Source organism: Enterococcus sp. AAFC-DPL-5182 (assembly GCF_058216605.1).
Map to the genome: position 1 here is coordinate 2,007,431 of NZ_CM177101.1, position 18,362 is coordinate 2,025,792.

The window sequence follows — 18,362 nt, forward strand, 5'->3', positions numbered from 1 at the left end:
ACTGCAATTACAGGTTATTTTATTTTAATTCTTTTATTTACTCTTATTCAATACCATAAGCGATGCGTTTAACATTCATCAAATGATGAGCTGTTACATTATCAGTCGTACTGCTGCCGCCCATCGCACCGCAGCCTAATGTCATCGAAGGCGCTAATTTAGTTGTAGCTCCGATTGCTCCTAATGCTCCTAATGTATTCACTAAGATACGTGATGCTCTCATTTCTAAGCCAAACGTCTCTGCGTTTGCATCAGTTGTAGTATGAATCACTGCTGTATGACCTGTTCCTTCATTTGCAAGTAAAGCCTTACATGTTTCTACCCCATCTTCAAATGAATCAACTGTGAATAGTCCCAAAATCGGTGTTAATTTCTCTCTTGAATAAGGATTGTGATGACCGATTTCTGATTGCTCTGAAATTAGAATAGTTGTATCTTCCGGTACAGAGATACCTACCAATTTCGCAACATCTGGAGCACTTTTTCCGACGATTTCTGGATTCAATGTTCCTGTCTCTCTTAAAATAAATTGACTGACTTTCGCTGATTCTTCTTCATTCATGAAGTAAGCTTTTTTCGCTTTTAATTGTTCAATAACATCAGATTTCACAGTTTTATCAACTACAAGAGCTTGCTCTGAAGCACAAATGATTCCATTATCAAATGTTTTACTGCTGACTACGCAATCAATCGCGTGAGCAATATCAGCTGTTGCATCGATTAATACTGGAACATTTCCAGGACCTACCCCAATTGCTGGGTTACCAGAGCTATATGCTGCTTGAACCATTGCTTTACCACCTGTGGCAAGAATCAAGGAAACATCGGTATGCTTCATTAAAGCACTTGTAGCATCTAAGGTAGGATTTTGGATCACTTGAACTAAGCCAGCTGGTGCACCTGCTTCAACCGCTGCTTGCTCAATGATTTCCACCGCCATCAAAATTGATTTTAACGCCTTAGGATGTGGTGAAAAAACAATCGCATTTCTAGTTTTTAAAGCAATCAGTGACTTGAAAATAACTGTTGCAGTCGGATTTGTTGAAGGAATCAAACCTGCGACAACACCTAAAGGAATTCCAATTTCAATTATTTTTTCTTCTTTACGGCGATTGATTATTCCTACTGTTGGCAGATCTTTGATACTTTCATATACTTGTTCACTTGCAAAGGTATTTTTGATCACTTTATCAGAAACTTTTCCAAAGCCAGTTTCTTCATTTGCTGAAATAGCTAATTTTTCGGCATTATCAAGTGTTTTTTGATAGACATTTTTCACGATAGCATCTACTTGCTCTTGTGTATAATTTTCATACACGGCTTGTGCTTTCTTTGCTGTTTCGACTAGTGTTTCAATTTCTTCTACTTTAATTATTTCAGTCATATTTGAACACTCCTTCTTTTTTAAACGCTTACAAATTGATTTTAATCTATTTTATGCAATTTGTTAGGGAATATTTTAAGAAGATTATGGACAAAATTTACCTATTTGCGTAATTTTTTCACAAAGAATTGCACTTGAAAGCTTTATTTATTCAAGGTATTATAGAGTAGTAAAGAAATTTTCACAAACAGAAGAACTATTATCTCATCAAAGAAAAGAGGGTTTACTTATGTGCCGATTATTGATTGTCAGTAATGACGCCAAAGAACAACAAACACTTCAACAAACGATCAACGACTCATTCATGAATATAAAAGTGTTACCTCCAGCTGAAACAGAGCAAGAAGCTTTAGCCATTGCTGAAAAGTTACTTCCTGAAATTCTTTTGATTGCGATAGATCATTTAGACGTTGATGGTTTTATCGTAAAACGCAAAATAGTTCAACAACTACCAAATATCAAAGTAATCATATTAACAGAACGAGATAATTTTCAAAGTATCCACCAAGCGTTGCGCTGTGGTGTGATCGATTACTTATTGACCCCTATTGACTTCAACGAGTTAAAATTTGCCATTGATCGGAGTGTTAAATCACTCAATCAAGTTTCTTTAATGGATGTATTGAATAATAAGCCGACGGTCTTAGCAAAAGAACAAATCAACACTATTTTAGATTATATTCATGATCATTATGATGAAGAAATCAACTTAACGACGTTAGCAGATATCATGCATTTAAATCGACACTATGTAAGTCGATTCTTTAAAGAGGCTGTTGGAATGAATTTTATTGATTACTTAACTGCCTACCGCATAGAAAAAGCCAAACAATTATTAATGAAAACGGAAGAATCGATCACAGAAATTTCTGGTACAGTTGGCTATATTGATTCAACGTATTTTAGTAAATTATTCAAGAAAAAAGTTGGACAATCTCCTTACCAATTTCGTAAACAATATCGGGGTGAACATACACCCGCAGATTTGCGAGTTATTTATAATTAGTATCTAAACAAAAAAAAACACCCACTATCTTATTTTAGTGGGTGTTTTTTAGACGAAAAAAGCGAAGGTCTCCCTTCGCTCTATTGATAAAATTATTCTGAATCAGAATCTTGTGCTTTTAAAGCATCCCCTAAGATATCACCCATTGTGAAACCAGTATTTTCTTCTGGTAACTCATATTCTTGAACATCTTTTGGTTCTTCTTGAGATTCAGGTTTTGCTTCTAATGCTTTGATACTTAATGCAATTCGGTGTTCCTCTGGATTGACTTCTAAAACTTTCACTTGAACTGCTTGACCTTCCTGTAAGACTTCGTGAGGTGTTGCAATGTGTTTGTGTGAAATTTGAGAAATATGCACTAAACCTTCAACTCCTGGGAACACTTCAACGAATGCCCCAAAGCTTGTTAAACGTTTAACAGTTCCATCAAGAACAGAACCGACAGCAGCTTTATTTTCGATATCTTCCCAAGGTCCAGCTAATGTTTCTTTAATTGATAGTGAAACACGTTCTTCATCTGGATTGATTGAAAGAATTTTAACTTTTACATCATCACCAACCGTTAGTACATCACTTGGTTTGCCAACATGTTGATGAGCAATTTCAGAAACATGAACTAAGCCATCAATCCCGCCTAAATCAATAAACGCTCCAAAATCAGTTAAACGAGCAACTTTTCCTTCAACGATATCGCCATCATGAAGTGTTGCTAAAATATCTTTTTTCTTAGAATTCTTCTCAGCCGCAACAACTGCCTTATGAGATAAAATCAAACGATTTTCAGAAGGTTCGATCTCGATGATTTTAAATGTCAGTGTTTGACCTTTGTATTCTGAAAAATCAGCAACAAAATGGTCTTCCACCATTGACGCTGGAACAAAGCCACGAACGCCGACATCCACTACTAAACCACCTTTTACAACATTTGTAACGGGTGCTTCGATGATTTTGCCTGCTTTAAAGTCTTGTTCGATTTCTTCCCAAACTTTTTTAGCATCCAAACGACGTTTAGACAGTAAGTAACTGCCATTTTCTTTGTCTTTACCAATTGATGTGATGACAACCAAATCTAAAATGTCACCAACTTTTACTAATTCATTGATATCTTCTACTTGTGTTGTAGATAATTCTTTTGCAGGTACTACACCTTCGACGCCAGCACCTTCAATACCAACGACAACTTGTTTGTCCTCGACTGCAAGTACTTCACCTTTAACGATGTCACCTACATTTACTTCTTGGACACTGTTCATTGCATCTTCCATTGTTTCATTGTTGATTTCCACTTTTTTGTCTTCTGTCATGAATACTTATCCTCCTATGCCACCAAAAAATTCGTAAAAAACTGACCTACTCCTTTAATAGTACGGGATTTTGCTGAAAAAATAAAGCGATTTCTCTCATTTTCTTCTTTTTCTTTGAAATAAGAAGACATTTTCTTGCTTAAAGGCAAAGAAAGTATAACTTTTACTTAATCATACTTTCTTTTCAGCCAATTTAGCTCAACTATTAATACTTATCTTTTTGCTAAGATGACCCCTTCGATAGCTTCCACGACTTCTTCTATGTTCATCCCAGTTGTATCGATTTTCACCGCATCTTTTGCTTGTTTTAAAGGAGAGACTTCCCTAGTTGAATCAAGGAAATCTCGATGCTCAATTTCGTTTTTTAATGTAGCGAAATCCGTCATGATTCCTTTTTCTTGATTTTCTTTATAACGCCTTTCAGCTCGTTCTTCAACACTAGCAACGAGGAAAATCTTAACTTCCGCATCAGGTAATACTGCAGTCCCAATATCTCGTCCGTCCATGACAACTCCGCCAGCACGCCCGATGATTTGTTGCAACTCTACCATTTTTTCTCGAACTGCTCCATGTTTTGCCACGATCGAAACAGCATTTGTGACATCAGGTTGTCTGATTTCTTCAGTTACTTCGATTCCATCGACAAAAACCAATTGCTCTTTATCTGTCTGTTTAAACGAAATCTCATGATTGAGACAAAGATCGACTAAGCCTTGTTCATTCTCAAAATCAATGTTCTTTTCCATTGCTAAATAGGTCAAAGCTCGATACATTGCACCAGTATCACAATAAATGTAATTCAGTTTTTTTGCTAAAATTTTAGCTACCGTACTTTTCCCAGAAGATGCTGGTCCGTCAATGGCAATACTTATTTTTTTCATAATGCGCTCCTTTGTTTATCACATAGTAAAAGAGTCTGGTACAAAACATCGATTGTTTTGTTTCAGACCCTTAATAAGCGGGAAAAGGGATTATATCTTTTCTCCCGATTTTTGTTATTTAACGCGTAAAGATTGCTCCGGTTGTAAAACAGTATCTAAAGAAATACCATTTAACTGTAATAACTCTTCTACAGAAATACCATTTCTTCGAGCCACCTGATTTGGCCCTTCTCCATCACGAACTTGATCGTATACAGCCGCTTCACTTGTCGGAGTAGTTTCTTGCGGTACACTGCTTTGCGCGCCATCAGTCACGGCATCTGAAGACGATGCTGGTGTCTCTTGTGATGCATTAGCACTTGAAGACGATGACTGTGTTGAACTATTTTTTGTCGACGATTGAACAACCACTGATGAAGAAGGTTGGCTCGCTTGTTTATTGTCATTCGGTTTATCCCGCATCACATATAGATAAGTACCTACTGGTAAAGCAATGATCAAAAGTAAAAGAATAACTAAAATTGTTAGAAAGACCGTATTCCCTTTTTTTTGTTGACGTTTCTCTGAGCGAGAGCCCCCAGTATTTTTATCAGTATCATAAATCGACTGCTCCCAAGGTTCACGTGCACCTGATGGTTTTTTACTATCTTTTTTACTCACGTATCGTTCCTCCTAAAATTCTTTCGTTTGTTATTATACCACAGCTTTTCCTCAACTGCAGTCTAAAAAAAGATTATTTTCATTCTTTAAATAATCTTATTAAAATGTCCTCCCACTGTTCAGAGATTTCGTTTTCTTCTGGTGATTGTACTATTTGCCCTTTGTAGTTGTCAAAGGATAAGCCGCACTGATCGCAACAATTTTCTTGTGATTTTTTCTTGATTTCTTCTGAAAAATAATGCTGAATGAACGCACGACGGCATTTTTCTTCCTTGATATAGTTTAACATAATGCTTAACTGCTGTTGCCGCTCTTTCTCTTTTCTTAATAATCTTTGTTCTAGTTCTTCTATCGTATAGTCATTTTCTAAATATCCTTGTAACCACTTTTGTTGAATTTCATTTAATGCAGGCAGACTATTTCCTTGCTTTTCTGATTGATATCCTGCTAATTCATTTAAAAGCTCACGATCAAGGCGACTTTCCGACTGGAAATAATAATGAATAAATTCGTCTCCTTTTTGATAGAGTAAAATCGCAACACTACTTTGACCATCGCGGCCAGCCCTGCCAATCTCTTGAACATAGTTTTCTAAACTATCAGGGCAATCATAATGAATCACGAAGCGAACATCTGGTTTGTCGATCCCCATACCAAAAGCATTCGTCGCACACAAAACATCGATTTGATTGGAAACAAATTGTTGCTGGAGTAAACTACGCTCATTCGCTGTCAAACCACCATGATAAAATGCAGACTTCAAATTCGTTTCTTCATTGATCAGTCGATTGATTTTTTCAGACGATTTTCTAGTTGCACAATAAATGATTCCTTTATTTCTTAACTGCAAAAGATAAGCAAGTAATACATCATTTTTTTCTGTTGTTTGGTTGACGATCAACCCAATATTAGGGCGGTTCACCGAGAAAATCACCTCAGAAATCGTTTTACGGTGGGCAAATACTTGGCTGATAATCTCATTCTTTACAGATGGAGTCGCTGTTGCTGTTAAGGCTAACGTCAATGGATAATGACATTCCGCTTGGATTTTTGCTAGCTGAGTATATTCTGGCCTGAAATCAACGCCCCACTGGGAAACACAATGGGCTTCATCAACTACAAACAAGGCAATCTTTAACGCAGCAATTTTCGTTCGAACCTCTTTTTGCATCAACGTTTCAGGACTAATCAGAATGAATTTGTACTCACTTAAATGATTCAATACATATTGCTTTTCAAAAAAAGATAAACTACTATTTAAGGCAATAACACTTGCTTCTCCTTTTTTTTGCAACTGGATTACTTGATCCTCCATTAAAGATAACAACGGAGAAACAATCAATACTGTTCCTTCGACCAATTGTCCGACTAGCTGATAACATAAGGATTTTCCAGTACCTGTTGGCAAAACAGCTAATGTATCTTGTTTGTTTAACAGTTGCTCAATGACTTCTTTTTGTCCTGGTTTAAATGTATTGAATCCAAATTTCTTTTGTAATATTTCCTCTAAAATAATTGTCATTTGCTTAATTCTCTTTCTTCTCTAAGTTTTTGAATTTGATATAAACGAAACTCAAAGTAGTCGAGTTTTGGACTTATTTGTTTTACTGTACGGTATACCCAGTCCTGATATGGTTTGGGATAGTTCATTAAATGATGAGAAGTTTCACTGGATACAAATTGTTCAAACGGAAACTCCTTTGTTAAAGCAAGCTCCATCAGATGGTCTTTTATCGTACTTATTTTAACGTTTCTTTGCTGAGCTAACGCCTCGATTGAAAGCTGCTTTTTTAAATAATAGCTTGTTTCACTCATACTTTTATTTTCATTTTGTTGAACTAATTGAAGAATCAACTTCTTCAAAAAACTTCCTTCTGGCATCAAACAGATTGTAGTTAACAAATGATGAAGTTTTTCTTTTTTTAGCAGATACCGTTCAAATGCTTTAGGTTGATTTCCCAATAATTGAAAAGAGGTTTTACCAATTTGCTGATAACCTGACAATTGACGGGCGAAAAAATCCGCTTCATCTTTAGGGAGTTTGGAAAAAATTTCGGTCCATTCTGTTTTAACGGTTTGAATTAATTGTGCTTTGGGCATTGATTTTATATACATTTTTACTTGTTTTTGATACAATGGCGATTGTTCAAGTGGAACATAATTTTTGTTAGCATAAGATAAATTTGAAACAACTTGTACCGTAAATTGTAATAATCGCCAAATAATATCATCGGTTTTACCAAAACGATAATTATCGATTTGAGTTAAGCGATTACGATCACGGTCTATTAATTCCATTCCTTTACTTGATATCTGAACCTCACCTTCTATATCTTGGTATAATAACTTTTGTTGGATCAAGTTATCTAGTATGTCGTTAAACTGTTTTTCAGATAATTCTGGGCATAATTGGAAAAAACGTAAATTTTCATATATAAAACCATAAAGCAACACAGAACTTGTCCGCTTGCCTTTTAAAAGATGATACAAAGTCGAAGTTCGCGCCTTGTATCCATGTTGAAATAACGCTAAAATAAAAGAAGGTTCCATATTACCACCTCTTTCAATGATAGAATAGGATGTGCTTATATGTTATGTAAAATAATTCCTGAAAAATGCATTGCTTGTGGCTTATGCCAAGTGTATGCACCAGAAACGTTCGATTATAATGATGATGGAATCGTCATTTTAAAAAATGATAATAAGGCAACGCAAGAATTTGTTCCCGAAAACGAAAGGGACAATGTCTTAACAGCGTACCGTAAATGCCCTGTTCGTGCAATAGAGATCATAGAAAAATAATAAAAATCAGAGCATTTATTTAAGCAATTACAAAAAGCCCAGGGCAAAACTAAAAAACAGTTTTGTTTTGGGCTTTAAATCTGAATAAACAGCGAGAAAAAAGTAACTCCTTCTTAATTCTCAGAGCTAAACTCTTTTATTGTTTATTTTATCGTGTTTAACCAGTCGATCAACTGACCAGCAACGGCTTCTTGCTGTTCATCATTATTGATCAAAGTTGGTTTATCGCCTTTTTGTTCACCATAGCTACCAAAGCCAGCATGATTTCCACCCTTGATTTCTTCAAAAATAGTCTGGTTAGGCAAATATTTTTTCGACTGATTGTATGCTTGCCAATTCAAAACACCATCTTCAGAACCCGTCAATGAAAGTACTTGACCATTAAATGTTGCGAGACTACCTTTCTCATCAGGATAACTTGCTAGGAAAAACACACCTTTTAACGCATTATGACCCTCTTGCTCAGCAGCAAAACGGCTAGCCATAACGCCACCTAATGAATGCCCGCCAATCACATAATTGCTTAAATGATTTGCCTCGATGATTTGTTCCGCTTTATTTTGCCCTAACACAGCTAGATTAAAGGGTTCTTTTACAAGATAAACTGAAAAGCCGGCTTCTGCTACTTTTTCAGCCCAAATACTATAACTAGCATTTTCAACCAGTGCACCTTGATAAAAAATCACTGTTGTTTTTTCTTTGTTTCCCTTGAAAAATAGTGTGCCATTTTCATCTATTGCTTGTTCAGAGGATTCTAAGGCGATCGTCGTAGGTGTATATGTAATGGTTTTTATATAAAATAAACCAACTAAGATCAATACCACTAGTATTCCGCCGAACCAAAGTAAGCGTTTCTGCCATTTTTTCATTTTATTACTCCTCCTGTTCTTACTTTAACTATTTTATCAGAAAATATTCAATATCTAGAATATTTAGTCCTGACTACCAAAAAAACATAGAGGGAACTTAATGGTTCCTCTCCATGCTTCAACTATTTATAATAAAGACTTATTTCATTATCGTTTTTTTATCGCCCAACTGATATTGTTTTCTAGACAACCATGGTAAAAGTTTTGCATGAAGCACTAAGAAAGCAGTACTCACAATTGCGCCTTTAATCAAATTGAATGGAATAATCCCAATCATAACATATTTCGCTAGTGACATGCCTAAAAATTGCCCAGCGGATACGCCGAATAATTTCAAATAAAGCGGTGTGATGACGAAATAGTTTGCGATGCTCATGAAGACGGTTAACGCAATTATTCCTGTAGAAATTCCTAAAACTTTATTTGAAAGCTTATCGCTTCCCTGTTTGAAAAAATAATACATCGGTAAAGTGAAAACAGTTGTCGCAAAAAAAACAGTGACATCCCCGACTAAATTTTGTGGCGATGCACCCGTTGTAAACAGATGTAATACAGACCTTATAAAAGCTGTACTAATTCCAGCTAATGGACCAAATAAAAACATACTGATCATGACTGGAATATCGCTAAAATCAACTTTCAAGAAACTGAGCGCAGGTATGGGCATGATCGGAAATGCTACAAACTGCAAAACCACCCCTATTGCTGCTAACATTGCTACACTTACCATTTTTTGTACCTTGTTGTTTCGCATATGAAATCCTCCTGTTAAGGACCCATCTTCAAACGAACTTTTCTAAATTGATTCTTTTCAGTGATTACTCTTGATTTGCTGTGAAATCTTGCTTGATCAAACAATTAGACTACTATAACAAACTACTATTGAGGTAAAACAGTATTTAGTTATACAAAGAATTCACTCATATTTAGTTTTTGATTAAGTATGGTATTTCCGTACGAAAGTGACTTCTATCACTTCGTTCGCCAAGTGCTGTTCATCATCTACTCTGCCCCTTGGCCAATCGTTGGCCTTCAATTCTTAGAGACTTAGCTCTTAGTGATTCACAACAAAAACTCTATTTTCCAACAGGGAAAATAGAGTAGAGTTATCTTATCTGAAAAATGCCAATTCAAATAAGCCCTATCTTCTTTATCCAGACTTTACTGTCGGTATTGGAATTACACCAATTCAGCCACTTCAAATGAAGTAGGTCGTGGACTATAACCACCGGTCGGGAATTGCACCCTGCCCCTGAAGACGAACCTTTATTAAATTTTTGTACAATTACAGTATACAACCTTTTTAGAAAAAAGCAATATTTATGTTCAATAGGTCACATATTTAGTTGACTATGAAGAATTATCACTATGAAAAATGAGCCCGAACTACACTCAGTTCAGACTCCTCCTTCTAAAAAAATTATTTTGATTGATTCATTAAGACACTAATTTCTTTTTTATTTAAATTACGGTATTCACCTGGACGAAGTCCTTTTAAGGTCAAATCTCCATACTTTTCTCTTTTTAATTTCTGTACTGGGTATCCGACTGCTTGAAGCATTTTTTTAACTTGATGATTGCGACCTTCATGAATGGTTAATTCTACTATGCTAGTATTTGTCTTTAGGTCAACAGATATAATCTCAAAAGCGGCAGGAGCTGTTTTGTACCCTTCGATTTTAATCCCTTTTGTTAATGGAAGCAGATCATGTTTTTTGGCTAGGCCTTTTACTTTCGCTACATACACTTTGTCGATTTCATGGCTTGGATGGGTTAATTTTTGAGAAAACTCTCCATCATTTGTTAATAGCAATAAACCTGAAGTATCGTAGTCTAATCTTCCTACAGGGTAAATGCGTTCTTTAATGTGTGAGAAAAAATCAGTGACAACTTTTCTACCTTTATCATCGGAAACAGCAGAAATTACCCCTTTTGGTTTGTAGAACAGATAATAACCATATTCTTCTTTATAAATCGGTACATCATCCACTTCTACCTTGTCGTTTTTACCGACTTGTGTCCCTAGTTCTCGAGTGATTTTTCCATTTACTTTGACACGTCCATTGACGATATATTCTTCTGCTTTTCTGCGAGATGCAATCCCTGCATGCGCGATTACTTTTTGAAGTCTTTCCATTTAGTTTTCTTCCTCCGATTCGTTTATCTCCATTGTTGCTTCTTCTTCATTTAACTCTTTGTAACGATCGAAAAAGAGGTCTAAAGGTAACTCTTCTGCGATTTCTTCTTCCATTTGTTGGATATCTGGTAGCTCTTCTAGAGATCTTAAACCAAAATAATCCATGAAATAAGCAGTGGTTCCATATAAAATAGCTCGACCAGGACCGTCGACTCGGCCTTTTTCTTCAATCAACTGGCGAGCAACTAATTTTTGCATTGAACCTGCTGACTGCACACCTCTAATTTCATCTACTTCTACCCTTGAAATAGGCTGTTTATACGCAACGATCGATAATGTCTCGAGAGCTGCTTGAGACAAAGAATTCGAAATAGGCGATTGTGCATATTTTTTTAATAAAGGCGCAAAAGCCTTCTTAGTTGATAGAATAAAATGATTTCCGACTTCTAGGATATTTAAAGCTGCGTCTTTATCTGATTCATAGCGTTCTTTTAAAGCGGTCAGCGCTTCGTATGTTTTAGCAGTAGAAAGCCCCAATAAATAGGACAATTCTTCTAAACCAATTCCTTCTTCCCCAACAACAAATAGAATCGCTTCGACTTGACTAACTGTGGTCACATTGTTTCCTCCGTACTTGATTCAATCTCTTCAGAGGTGTTATATAGTAAAATAGTACTATAATTGTCCTCTTGTTCTACATAAACAATCCCTTTTTTCATTAATTCCAACAAAGCCATAAAGGTAGTAACTACTTCTTGTTTAGAATATGAGGCGAAAAAGGATTCAAAATTGACCGGTGTATCCCGATCAATTTGGCACATTTTTTGAGTGATGGTCGCAATTTTTTCTTCAATTGATACATCATCTCCAGCGACAGTCGTTTCCACTGGCTGTCGACTTTTTTTCTTTTCTAACATTGCGTGGAAAGCTAAAAACAAATCAATCGTGTTCAGTTGATTTGGTGATAACAAAGGATTGTCTTCTTTATATTCATCAACATCCATCGGTTCTTTCGTATAATAGAGGCTTCTTTCTGATTCCTTTTCATGCAAAAGACCTGCTGCATATTTAAATTTACGATACTCCAATAATTGAGCAACCAAAGCATCCCGTGGATCTTCACCATCAAGGATTTCATCATCTTCAGTCAGTTCCAATTCTTGTTTAGGCAAAAGCATCTTACTTTTGATTGCCATCAATGTCGCTGCCATCACCAAATATTCTCCAGCAATTTCTAATTCCAACGTCTTCATTGTATGGATATAGTTCATATACTGTTCCGTTACTGCAGCAATTGGAATATCATAAATATCGATTTCCAATTTTTGGATTAAATGTAATAAAAGATCTAACGGTCCTTCAAATACATCCAATTTCACATTAATTTCCTGCAAGATCATCCAACTTTCTTTTTCAGCTCTTTAGTTTACCATAAAATTCAAGCGTTGTGTTCTTTCCACTTAGATAAATAAGCAGATGTGGCTAATGTTCCATAAATTTTCATTTCAGGATAAAGCTCTACCATTTCATTTAGCAAGTCAAACCCTAACTTTTCACCTCTAAAAGAAGGATTGATTGATATATCATGTAAAATCATCGCATCAGATGTTTCTATCTCGATTCCGACAACCCCCTGAATATTTTGTTCTCCATCTGGTATCCAAAAAAGTAAGTGCAGATTCTCGTCAGTTTCATACATATCAATTTCTTTTAGTAGGGAATGATATTCAGTTAGTTTTTGGTGGAAACTCAATAGTCCCATCGCTATTTTTCGTTGCTCTTTTCGATAATAAGTTAACATGATTTTCACCTTCTTTCCTTTTTTAATTAGTTAAGCTCGTGGAAAATGTTGTTTGTAAACATCGGCCATTCTTTGTTTGGTAATATGGGTATAAATTTGCGTCGTAGAAATATCTGCATGACCTAAAAGTTCTTGGACAATTCTTAGATCTGCTCCATTCTCTAATAAATGCGTTGCAAAACTATGCCGTAATGTATGTGGGGTAATGTTTTTGTTGATCCCAGCTTCTTGTACAATTTGTTTTAGATTTTTCCAAACTCCTTGGCGTGACAATGGTTTCCCATGATGATTTACAAATAAGTGTGTTTCATTTTGGTTTTTTTTGATTAAAGTCGGCCGGGCTTCTTCTAGATATTTTTCAATCCATTGAATCGCATAATCCCCCAAAGGGATAATTCTCTCTTTATCGCCTTTACCAATAGTCTGCAATAAACCAATCGATAAGTGTAGATCGCCGATTTTTAGATCTACTAACTCAGTCACTCGCAATCCAGTTGCGTACATGACCTCTAAAATCGTTCGATTTCTTATCCCTAAAGGTTTCGTTGTATCTGGTGTTTCTATCAATGAAGTAACTTCCCCAACTGATAATGTGCTAGGAAGTTTTTGTGCTTTTTTAGGTGAATCGATATGTTGCATTGGATCATGATCTGTGAATCGTTCTTGTCTTAAAAACTGATGAAAGCCTCTTAAACTTGAAATCATTCGAATGATCGTTGCAGAGGAGTTGTTCTCATTATGCAGCGTTTGTAAATATTCCATAATTATGTAACGGTCGATCAACTGCCATTTCTCTACCTTTTGATCTTGTAGAAACACTAAATACTTATGTAAGTCGCGTTCATAGCTTTTTCTTGTATTCAGAGAAAGTCCTCGTTCTATTTGTAAGTAATGCAGATAGTCAATAATTTGTTCTTCCATCTATTTTACCTCATTTCTTTTTATTATCATATCAAAGAATTCTAGCAGATGTATAGTAAAATTAGTAAGGATAATTTTTTTATGACATTTATATAACCAAATGACGTTTTTCTACTTCAAAAAATCGTCACCAATTTTTTCAAACTGGATGACGATAATCATTAATCTACATATTTTGTTAAAAAACTTTCAACTTTCGCCTTGTACGCTTTAGGGTCAACTGTGTAAGCTTTAGCATGTCCAGCACCTGACACCACAAATTTTTCTTTTGGTACATCTGTTGCATTATATACTTCATCCAACATTTCAAATGGCACAAATTTATCTGCATCACCGTGGATAAACAACATTGGTACTTTATTTTTCTTCAATTGTGCAACTGAACTTGCTTCACCAAAGAAATAACCAGCACGAATTTTGGTGATCAAACTTGTTACTGGAACTAATGGGAACGCTGGTAAATTAAACATATCTTTTAATTGATAGGCTAATTCTTCATTTACCGTGGAATAACCACAATCTTCAACGATTGCTTTAACATTTTTCGGTAAATTTTCCCCGCTGGTCATCATGACTGTTGCTCCACCCATACTAATGCCGTATAAAGTGATTTGAGCATCCTTGCCATTTTCAGCGATCATTTTATCGATCCACTGAAGATAATCTTTTCGCTCTGGCCAGCCAAAACCAATATAATCCCCTTCACTTTCACCATGACCTCGAGCATCTGGCACTAAAACATTATAGCCCCAGTCATGATACATTTTAGCAAAACTAGCCATTGTCTCAGCACTTCCCATGTAACCATGCGCCATGATAACATTTTTATCTGTTTTCCCCTCAGCAGGTAAATAAATTGCTTTTAACTTTAAACCATCTTTAGAAGTCAGTTCCCAGTATGAACGGCTCTTTTCATCTTTAAACCATTTTTCTTCTGGCGTTTTTACCTCGACATCTGTCCCTGGTGTATCTCCAGCTAGAAAATCCTTCTCTGATGGAACAACAGCATAATTATAGAAATACATCCCAGCTCCTGTTAGTACGATTACAACTAAAACGACTATAACAATCAAAATTTTTACTATGCGATTCATCCGATTACTCCCCATTAAACGTATCATTCACAACACTGTCTTTTTCTTAGAATAAAAACCAAATGATACTAATTTTTTCAAATTCTTAAATAGTATAATGTTTTATTGGCGTTTTCGCAATATTAATCACAGATCATGATATTTTTTTCATTTTGGTAATCAGCAAAAATCATTTCAAAATTATCGATGATGTTTCGTTGTTTAGAAAGTTTAAGTAAATAAATTTCTGGTAGCGAAAAATAACCAACGTCATTTGTCTCAATTCCTGTTTTTAATTCCCCATCCTCAGCGACACAGTGAATAAAAAACTTATAGACATAAGTCAATGAAGGTGGAAAATCATGTTTTGACATGTCTATCACAGCAATCAAACGCTTAGCTGTAACGGGTATTCCGGCTTCTTCCATCGTTTCTTTTTCAGCAATTTCTTTTGGTGAATAGCCAATATCTGCCCAACCTCCAGGCAAAGACCAACAATGATCACTTTTTTCTTTTACTAGCAATAATTTCCCTTCTTGATTAAAAATGACTGCTCGAATATCAACTTTCGGCGTTGCATAGCCTTCATCTTTATCAACAAGAATCGTTAACTCTTGATCAGATAAACTAGGGTAAAGTGTTTCCATTAACTTTTTTGTTACTTTAGAAAGCTCTTCATAACGCTCTCGATCAAAAATATCTTTCCCATATTTTTTTCCCGTTTGAGCAATCCCTTGAAGTTTAGCTAATAAAATACTTAGTTCTTTTTCCATGAATTTCACCTCGTTACTTTCTATTTTATCGAAATCACCCTCGTATTAAACCCATTTATGAAGAATCTTAATAAAAAAATGAGATCAAACAAAAGTTGTACGTTACTTTCGTCTGATCTCTTCTCTATTTTATTATTTATTTTCAATTAATTTAAAGCTAGACCATGGTTTTAAGAAATCTAATAAGAATAACTCATCTTCAGAAATACGTCCAACAACATTGACACGTCCGTCATTTTTCATTTCTTTCAATGCGATTTGTGTTTCACCTTTATATTGACCATACCCAACATTGTCGATCAAGACATCACCTTTTGTCATATCTTTCGTGTTATGAGCTGGAAACGCACGATCTTTAAAATGAATCCGTGTCATAGTAGAGCGTAAAATATATTCGGAGCGATCTCCGCGATAGCTGTGAAGACTTGTAAACAGTACTTCTCTCTCATCATCCGAAATATCTTTTGCTACATCAACTTTGACAGAAGGATATTCTGCATTAAATGCATCCGCCATTGCTTTAAGTTCTGCTTCTGATGCATAGGCATTTCCGACCAAAATATCGTCGATCAAACCTGTTAATACTAAATGTTTTACTTGTGTAGCGATTTCTAAATCACGATGATCTTCCAAAGAACATAATCCATCTTGCGTTGGCCACGGACCAAATGTTGCGTCATGTGAGTTCACAAATGCCATTGTATTTAAATTATATTTTCTGAATTTTTCAGAACAAAAAACAAAATGATCATACCCCAAACCAGAATAACGATGTGGATAGAAATTATGTGATCCTAACAAATTATCTGTATTTGGTGAGTAGCTCATAATATTGTCTACATAACTCGTTCCTGTACTCATATTAATTTCGATTTTGATGCCATAAGGATTACGCGTCATTTTAGCTTCTTCAGCCCCTGTAAACCCAACATCTAAGCGCACACCATAAGCACCCATCTCGTCGAAAAATGATAAATCATCATAAGAAATTTCTAATTGTTCAAATAAGGCAGGATTAATGTCAACCATAACTTCCATTCCAAGACTGTTAGCATAATCAACGACTTTTTTAAACTCTCCTAATACCTTTTCTTTGTCTTCTGTGATTTGAAGTAAACTTGTAAAAACGCGTTTAAATCCATATTTATGTGCTAAGTCTAGATAAGCTTTGTCCTTTTCAAAAGTTGAACGTTCTGGATAAATAGAAATACCTAATTTTCCCATTATTACTGCCTCCTAAGATTTGTATTGATTATAATGTATCCATTTTCATTATAGCAGAATAAAAAAAAGTGGTCTACACCTTTTGGAAATCTTAAAAAAATTCCATTTTGACTAGCGGTTCTAAAGAGGATTTGTTATGATGAGATGTAAACCTATTTTTGAAAGGAAGACTTAACTTTATGAAAACAAAAAAATTCATTGTTGCGACAACACTTTTAACATCATTAGTATTATTCGCAGCTTGTGGACCTAAAAATGAGAAAAAAACGGCAGATTCTTCTGCTACTTCTTCGAGTGAAACTAAAACATCTGAATCCGTTGATTTAAATTCACTAGAATTACCTCAATTATCAGACAAAGTCAGCGAAGATGAAGATTTGGTAGAAATGGTCACAACAGAAGGATCAATCGAAATCAAATTATTTCCAAAACAAGCTCCAAAAACAGTTGAAAACTTCATAACACATGCAAAAAATGGTTATTACGATAATGTTATTTTCCATCGTGTTATTGAGAACTTTATGATTCAAGGCGGCGATCCTAAAGGTGACGGCACTGGCGGAGAAAGCATTTGGAATGGTTCTTTTGATGATGAAATCTCTAATCAGCTTTATAACATCCGCGGAGCATTATCAATGGCCAATGCTGGTAAAGATGAAAAAGGAAATGGTACGAATGGTAGTCAATTCTTTATCGTTCAAAATACGGATGATATGTCGGACGGCTTACTAAAAGATGATAAACCAGAAAAAATCATCGATGCATACAAAAAAGGTGGCACACCTCACTTAGATGGTAAGCACACTGTTTTTGGTCAAGTAACGAAAGGTATGGATGTTGTAGATAAAATTGCTGCTGCTGAAACTGGTGAACAGGACAAACCAAAGAAAGATATCCGAATCGAAAAAATAAACATTTTACAAGAAGCGAAAAAATAAATAAAAAAAGAATGGTGCCTCATTGCCATTCTTTTTTTATTTAGATGGGAGCCTAAATATGAAAAAAATCATGATTGCTGGACCTGTTGGGAGCGGAAAGACAACTTTTGCCAAAAAATTATCCGCTAAGAAAAAGATTCCTTATTATGAATTGGACAATCTGATTTGGAATCGTCAACCTTCTGGAGATATACCATACTCTGAAGAAGAATCTACACATCAACTACAAGCTATTTTAGCAAAAGAAACTTGGATCATTGAAGGTACCACAACTAAAAACTGGATCAAACTCGCAGTAAATGATGCAGACATCATCTTAGTATTGCTACCCCCTTACCCTATTCGCGTTTATCGTATTTTTAGTCGTTTCATCAAGCAAATCACTAATCAAGAAACCGCTAATTATAAACCAACTTTCCAATTACTGAAAATGATGTTTATTTGGAATCATCATTATGAAAAAAAGAATATACTTGAACTACAAAAAATAGCAGACTCCTTAAACAAAAAACTAACGATACTGAAAACCCGTCATACTGATTTTTTCCATAATGAGGGTTGATGTCAGCGAAATTGTGAAAAAAATTCT

General features: G+C 35.2%; 20 protein-coding genes and 1 riboswitch. Of the genes, 4 read left to right on the forward strand and 16 right to left on the reverse strand.

Annotation, left to right across the window (positions count from 1 at the left end; all coding sequences use genetic code 11):
• Positions 1 to 43: 43 nt before the first annotated feature.
• Positions 44 to 1,384, reverse strand: coding sequence for an aldehyde dehydrogenase family protein (locus tag AC4BB7_RS09245; protein WP_490482826.1), 1,341 nt, complete (start codon positions 1,382 to 1,384; stop codon positions 44 to 46).
• Positions 1,385 to 1,613: 229 nt separating this feature from the next.
• Here AC4BB7_RS09245 and AC4BB7_RS09250 point away from each other — a divergent pair, with 229 nt between their 5' ends.
• On the forward strand, positions 1,614 to 2,390 hold the full coding sequence (locus AC4BB7_RS09250; protein ID WP_086313116.1) for a helix-turn-helix domain-containing protein: 777 nt from the start codon (positions 1,614 to 1,616) through the stop codon (positions 2,388 to 2,390).
• A 92-nt stretch (positions 2,391 to 2,482) separates the two neighbouring features.
• Here AC4BB7_RS09250 and rpsA read toward each other — a convergent pair whose 3' ends face one another.
• The 5 genes from rpsA to AC4BB7_RS09275 all read right to left on the reverse strand — a co-directional run bounded on the left by rpsA (position 2,483) and on the right by AC4BB7_RS09275 (position 7,785).
• A complete protein-coding gene (gene rpsA / locus AC4BB7_RS09255; protein WP_086313117.1) occupies positions 2,483 to 3,694 on the reverse strand; it encodes a 30S ribosomal protein S1 in 1,212 nt (403 codons plus the stop codon).
• Between the two features lie 212 nt (positions 3,695 to 3,906).
• Positions 3,907 to 4,575 (reverse strand): (d)CMP kinase, encoded by a 669-nt coding sequence (cmk, locus tag AC4BB7_RS09260; protein ID WP_086313126.1) that lies wholly within the window; start codon positions 4,573 to 4,575, stop codon positions 3,907 to 3,909.
• A gap of 114 nt (positions 4,576 to 4,689) precedes the next feature.
• Positions 4,690 to 5,235 carry an SAG1386/EF1546 family surface-associated protein gene (locus tag AC4BB7_RS09265; protein ID WP_490482827.1) on the reverse strand — a complete coding sequence of 182 codons (546 nt, stop codon included), beginning with the start codon at positions 5,233 to 5,235 and terminating at the stop codon, positions 4,690 to 4,692.
• 79 nt (positions 5,236 to 5,314) lie between these two features.
• A complete protein-coding gene (locus AC4BB7_RS09270; protein WP_490482828.1) occupies positions 5,315 to 6,757 on the reverse strand; it encodes a RecQ family ATP-dependent DNA helicase in 1,443 nt (480 codons plus the stop codon).
• Positions 6,754 to 7,785 carry a YpbB family protein gene (locus tag AC4BB7_RS09275; RefSeq protein WP_490482829.1) on the reverse strand — a complete coding sequence of 344 codons (1,032 nt, stop codon included), beginning with the start codon at positions 7,783 to 7,785 and terminating at the stop codon, positions 6,754 to 6,756. The genes AC4BB7_RS09270 and AC4BB7_RS09275 overlap by 4 nt, the downstream gene beginning before the upstream one ends.
• 39 nt (positions 7,786 to 7,824) lie before the next feature.
• Between AC4BB7_RS09275 and AC4BB7_RS09280 the strand changes: the two genes are divergently transcribed.
• Positions 7,825 to 8,037, forward strand: a complete 213-nt coding sequence (locus AC4BB7_RS09280; protein WP_086313147.1) for a ferredoxin — start codon at positions 7,825 to 7,827, stop codon at positions 8,035 to 8,037.
• Positions 8,038 to 8,180: 143 nt separating this feature from the next.
• Here the strand turns inward: AC4BB7_RS09280 and AC4BB7_RS09285 are convergent, their stop codons facing one another.
• The 10 genes from AC4BB7_RS09285 to AC4BB7_RS09330 form a co-directional block, all read right to left on the reverse strand.
• Entirely contained in the window at positions 8,181 to 8,906 is a 726-nt protein-coding gene (locus AC4BB7_RS09285) for an alpha/beta hydrolase (protein ID WP_490482830.1), read from the reverse strand.
• Between the two features lie 139 nt (positions 8,907 to 9,045).
• Positions 9,046 to 9,660 (reverse strand): ECF transporter S component, encoded by a 615-nt coding sequence (locus AC4BB7_RS09290; protein WP_490482831.1) that lies wholly within the window; start codon positions 9,658 to 9,660, stop codon positions 9,046 to 9,048.
• A 385-nt stretch (positions 9,661 to 10,045) separates the two neighbouring features.
• Positions 10,046 to 10,170: riboswitch (FMN riboswitch) on the reverse strand.
• A gap of 156 nt (positions 10,171 to 10,326) precedes the next feature.
• Positions 10,327 to 11,043 (reverse strand): pseudouridine synthase, encoded by a 717-nt coding sequence (locus tag AC4BB7_RS09295; protein ID WP_490482832.1) that lies wholly within the window; start codon positions 11,041 to 11,043, stop codon positions 10,327 to 10,329.
• Positions 11,044 to 11,661: an SMC-Scp complex subunit ScpB gene (gene scpB, locus AC4BB7_RS09300; RefSeq protein ID WP_490482833.1), complete on the reverse strand. Its 618-nt coding sequence runs from the start codon at positions 11,659 to 11,661 to the stop codon at positions 11,044 to 11,046.
• Positions 11,658 to 12,437, reverse strand: coding sequence for a segregation/condensation protein A (locus AC4BB7_RS09305; protein ID WP_490482834.1), 780 nt, complete (start codon positions 12,435 to 12,437; stop codon positions 11,658 to 11,660). Before AC4BB7_RS09305 ends, scpB begins: the two co-directional genes overlap by 4 nt.
• Positions 12,438 to 12,481: 44 nt before the next feature.
• Positions 12,482 to 12,844 carry a GNAT family N-acetyltransferase gene (locus AC4BB7_RS09310; RefSeq protein WP_490482835.1) on the reverse strand — a complete coding sequence of 121 codons (363 nt, stop codon included), beginning with the start codon at positions 12,842 to 12,844 and terminating at the stop codon, positions 12,482 to 12,484.
• A gap of 30 nt (positions 12,845 to 12,874) precedes the next feature.
• The gene (gene xerD / locus AC4BB7_RS09315) at positions 12,875 to 13,765 is read right to left on the reverse strand and encodes a site-specific tyrosine recombinase XerD (RefSeq protein ID WP_490482836.1); all 891 of its coding nucleotides are present in this window, start codon (positions 13,763 to 13,765) and stop codon (positions 12,875 to 12,877) included.
• Between the two features lie 161 nt (positions 13,766 to 13,926).
• Positions 13,927 to 14,859 carry an alpha/beta hydrolase gene (locus AC4BB7_RS09320; RefSeq protein WP_086313169.1) on the reverse strand — a complete coding sequence of 311 codons (933 nt, stop codon included), beginning with the start codon at positions 14,857 to 14,859 and terminating at the stop codon, positions 13,927 to 13,929.
• A 122-nt stretch (positions 14,860 to 14,981) separates the two neighbouring features.
• Positions 14,982 to 15,611: an NUDIX hydrolase N-terminal domain-containing protein gene (locus tag AC4BB7_RS09325; protein ID WP_490482837.1), complete on the reverse strand. Its 630-nt coding sequence runs from the start codon at positions 15,609 to 15,611 to the stop codon at positions 14,982 to 14,984.
• Positions 15,612 to 15,743: 132 nt separating this feature from the next.
• Complete coding sequence (locus tag AC4BB7_RS09330; protein ID WP_086313173.1) at positions 15,744 to 16,835, reverse strand: DUF871 domain-containing protein; 1,092 nt, start codon at positions 16,833 to 16,835, stop codon at positions 15,744 to 15,746.
• A 179-nt stretch (positions 16,836 to 17,014) separates the two neighbouring features.
• On the opposite strand from AC4BB7_RS09330, the gene AC4BB7_RS09335 reads away from it, so the two are divergent.
• Together AC4BB7_RS09335 and AC4BB7_RS09340 are read left to right on the forward strand one after the other, a co-directional pair.
• Complete coding sequence (locus AC4BB7_RS09335; protein WP_490482838.1) at positions 17,015 to 17,773, forward strand: peptidylprolyl isomerase; 759 nt, start codon at positions 17,015 to 17,017, stop codon at positions 17,771 to 17,773.
• 58 nt (positions 17,774 to 17,831) lie between these two features.
• Positions 17,832 to 18,335 (forward strand): EutP/PduV family microcompartment system protein, encoded by a 504-nt coding sequence (locus AC4BB7_RS09340; protein WP_490482839.1) that lies wholly within the window; start codon positions 17,832 to 17,834, stop codon positions 18,333 to 18,335.
• Positions 18,336 to 18,362: the final 27 nt, after the last annotated feature.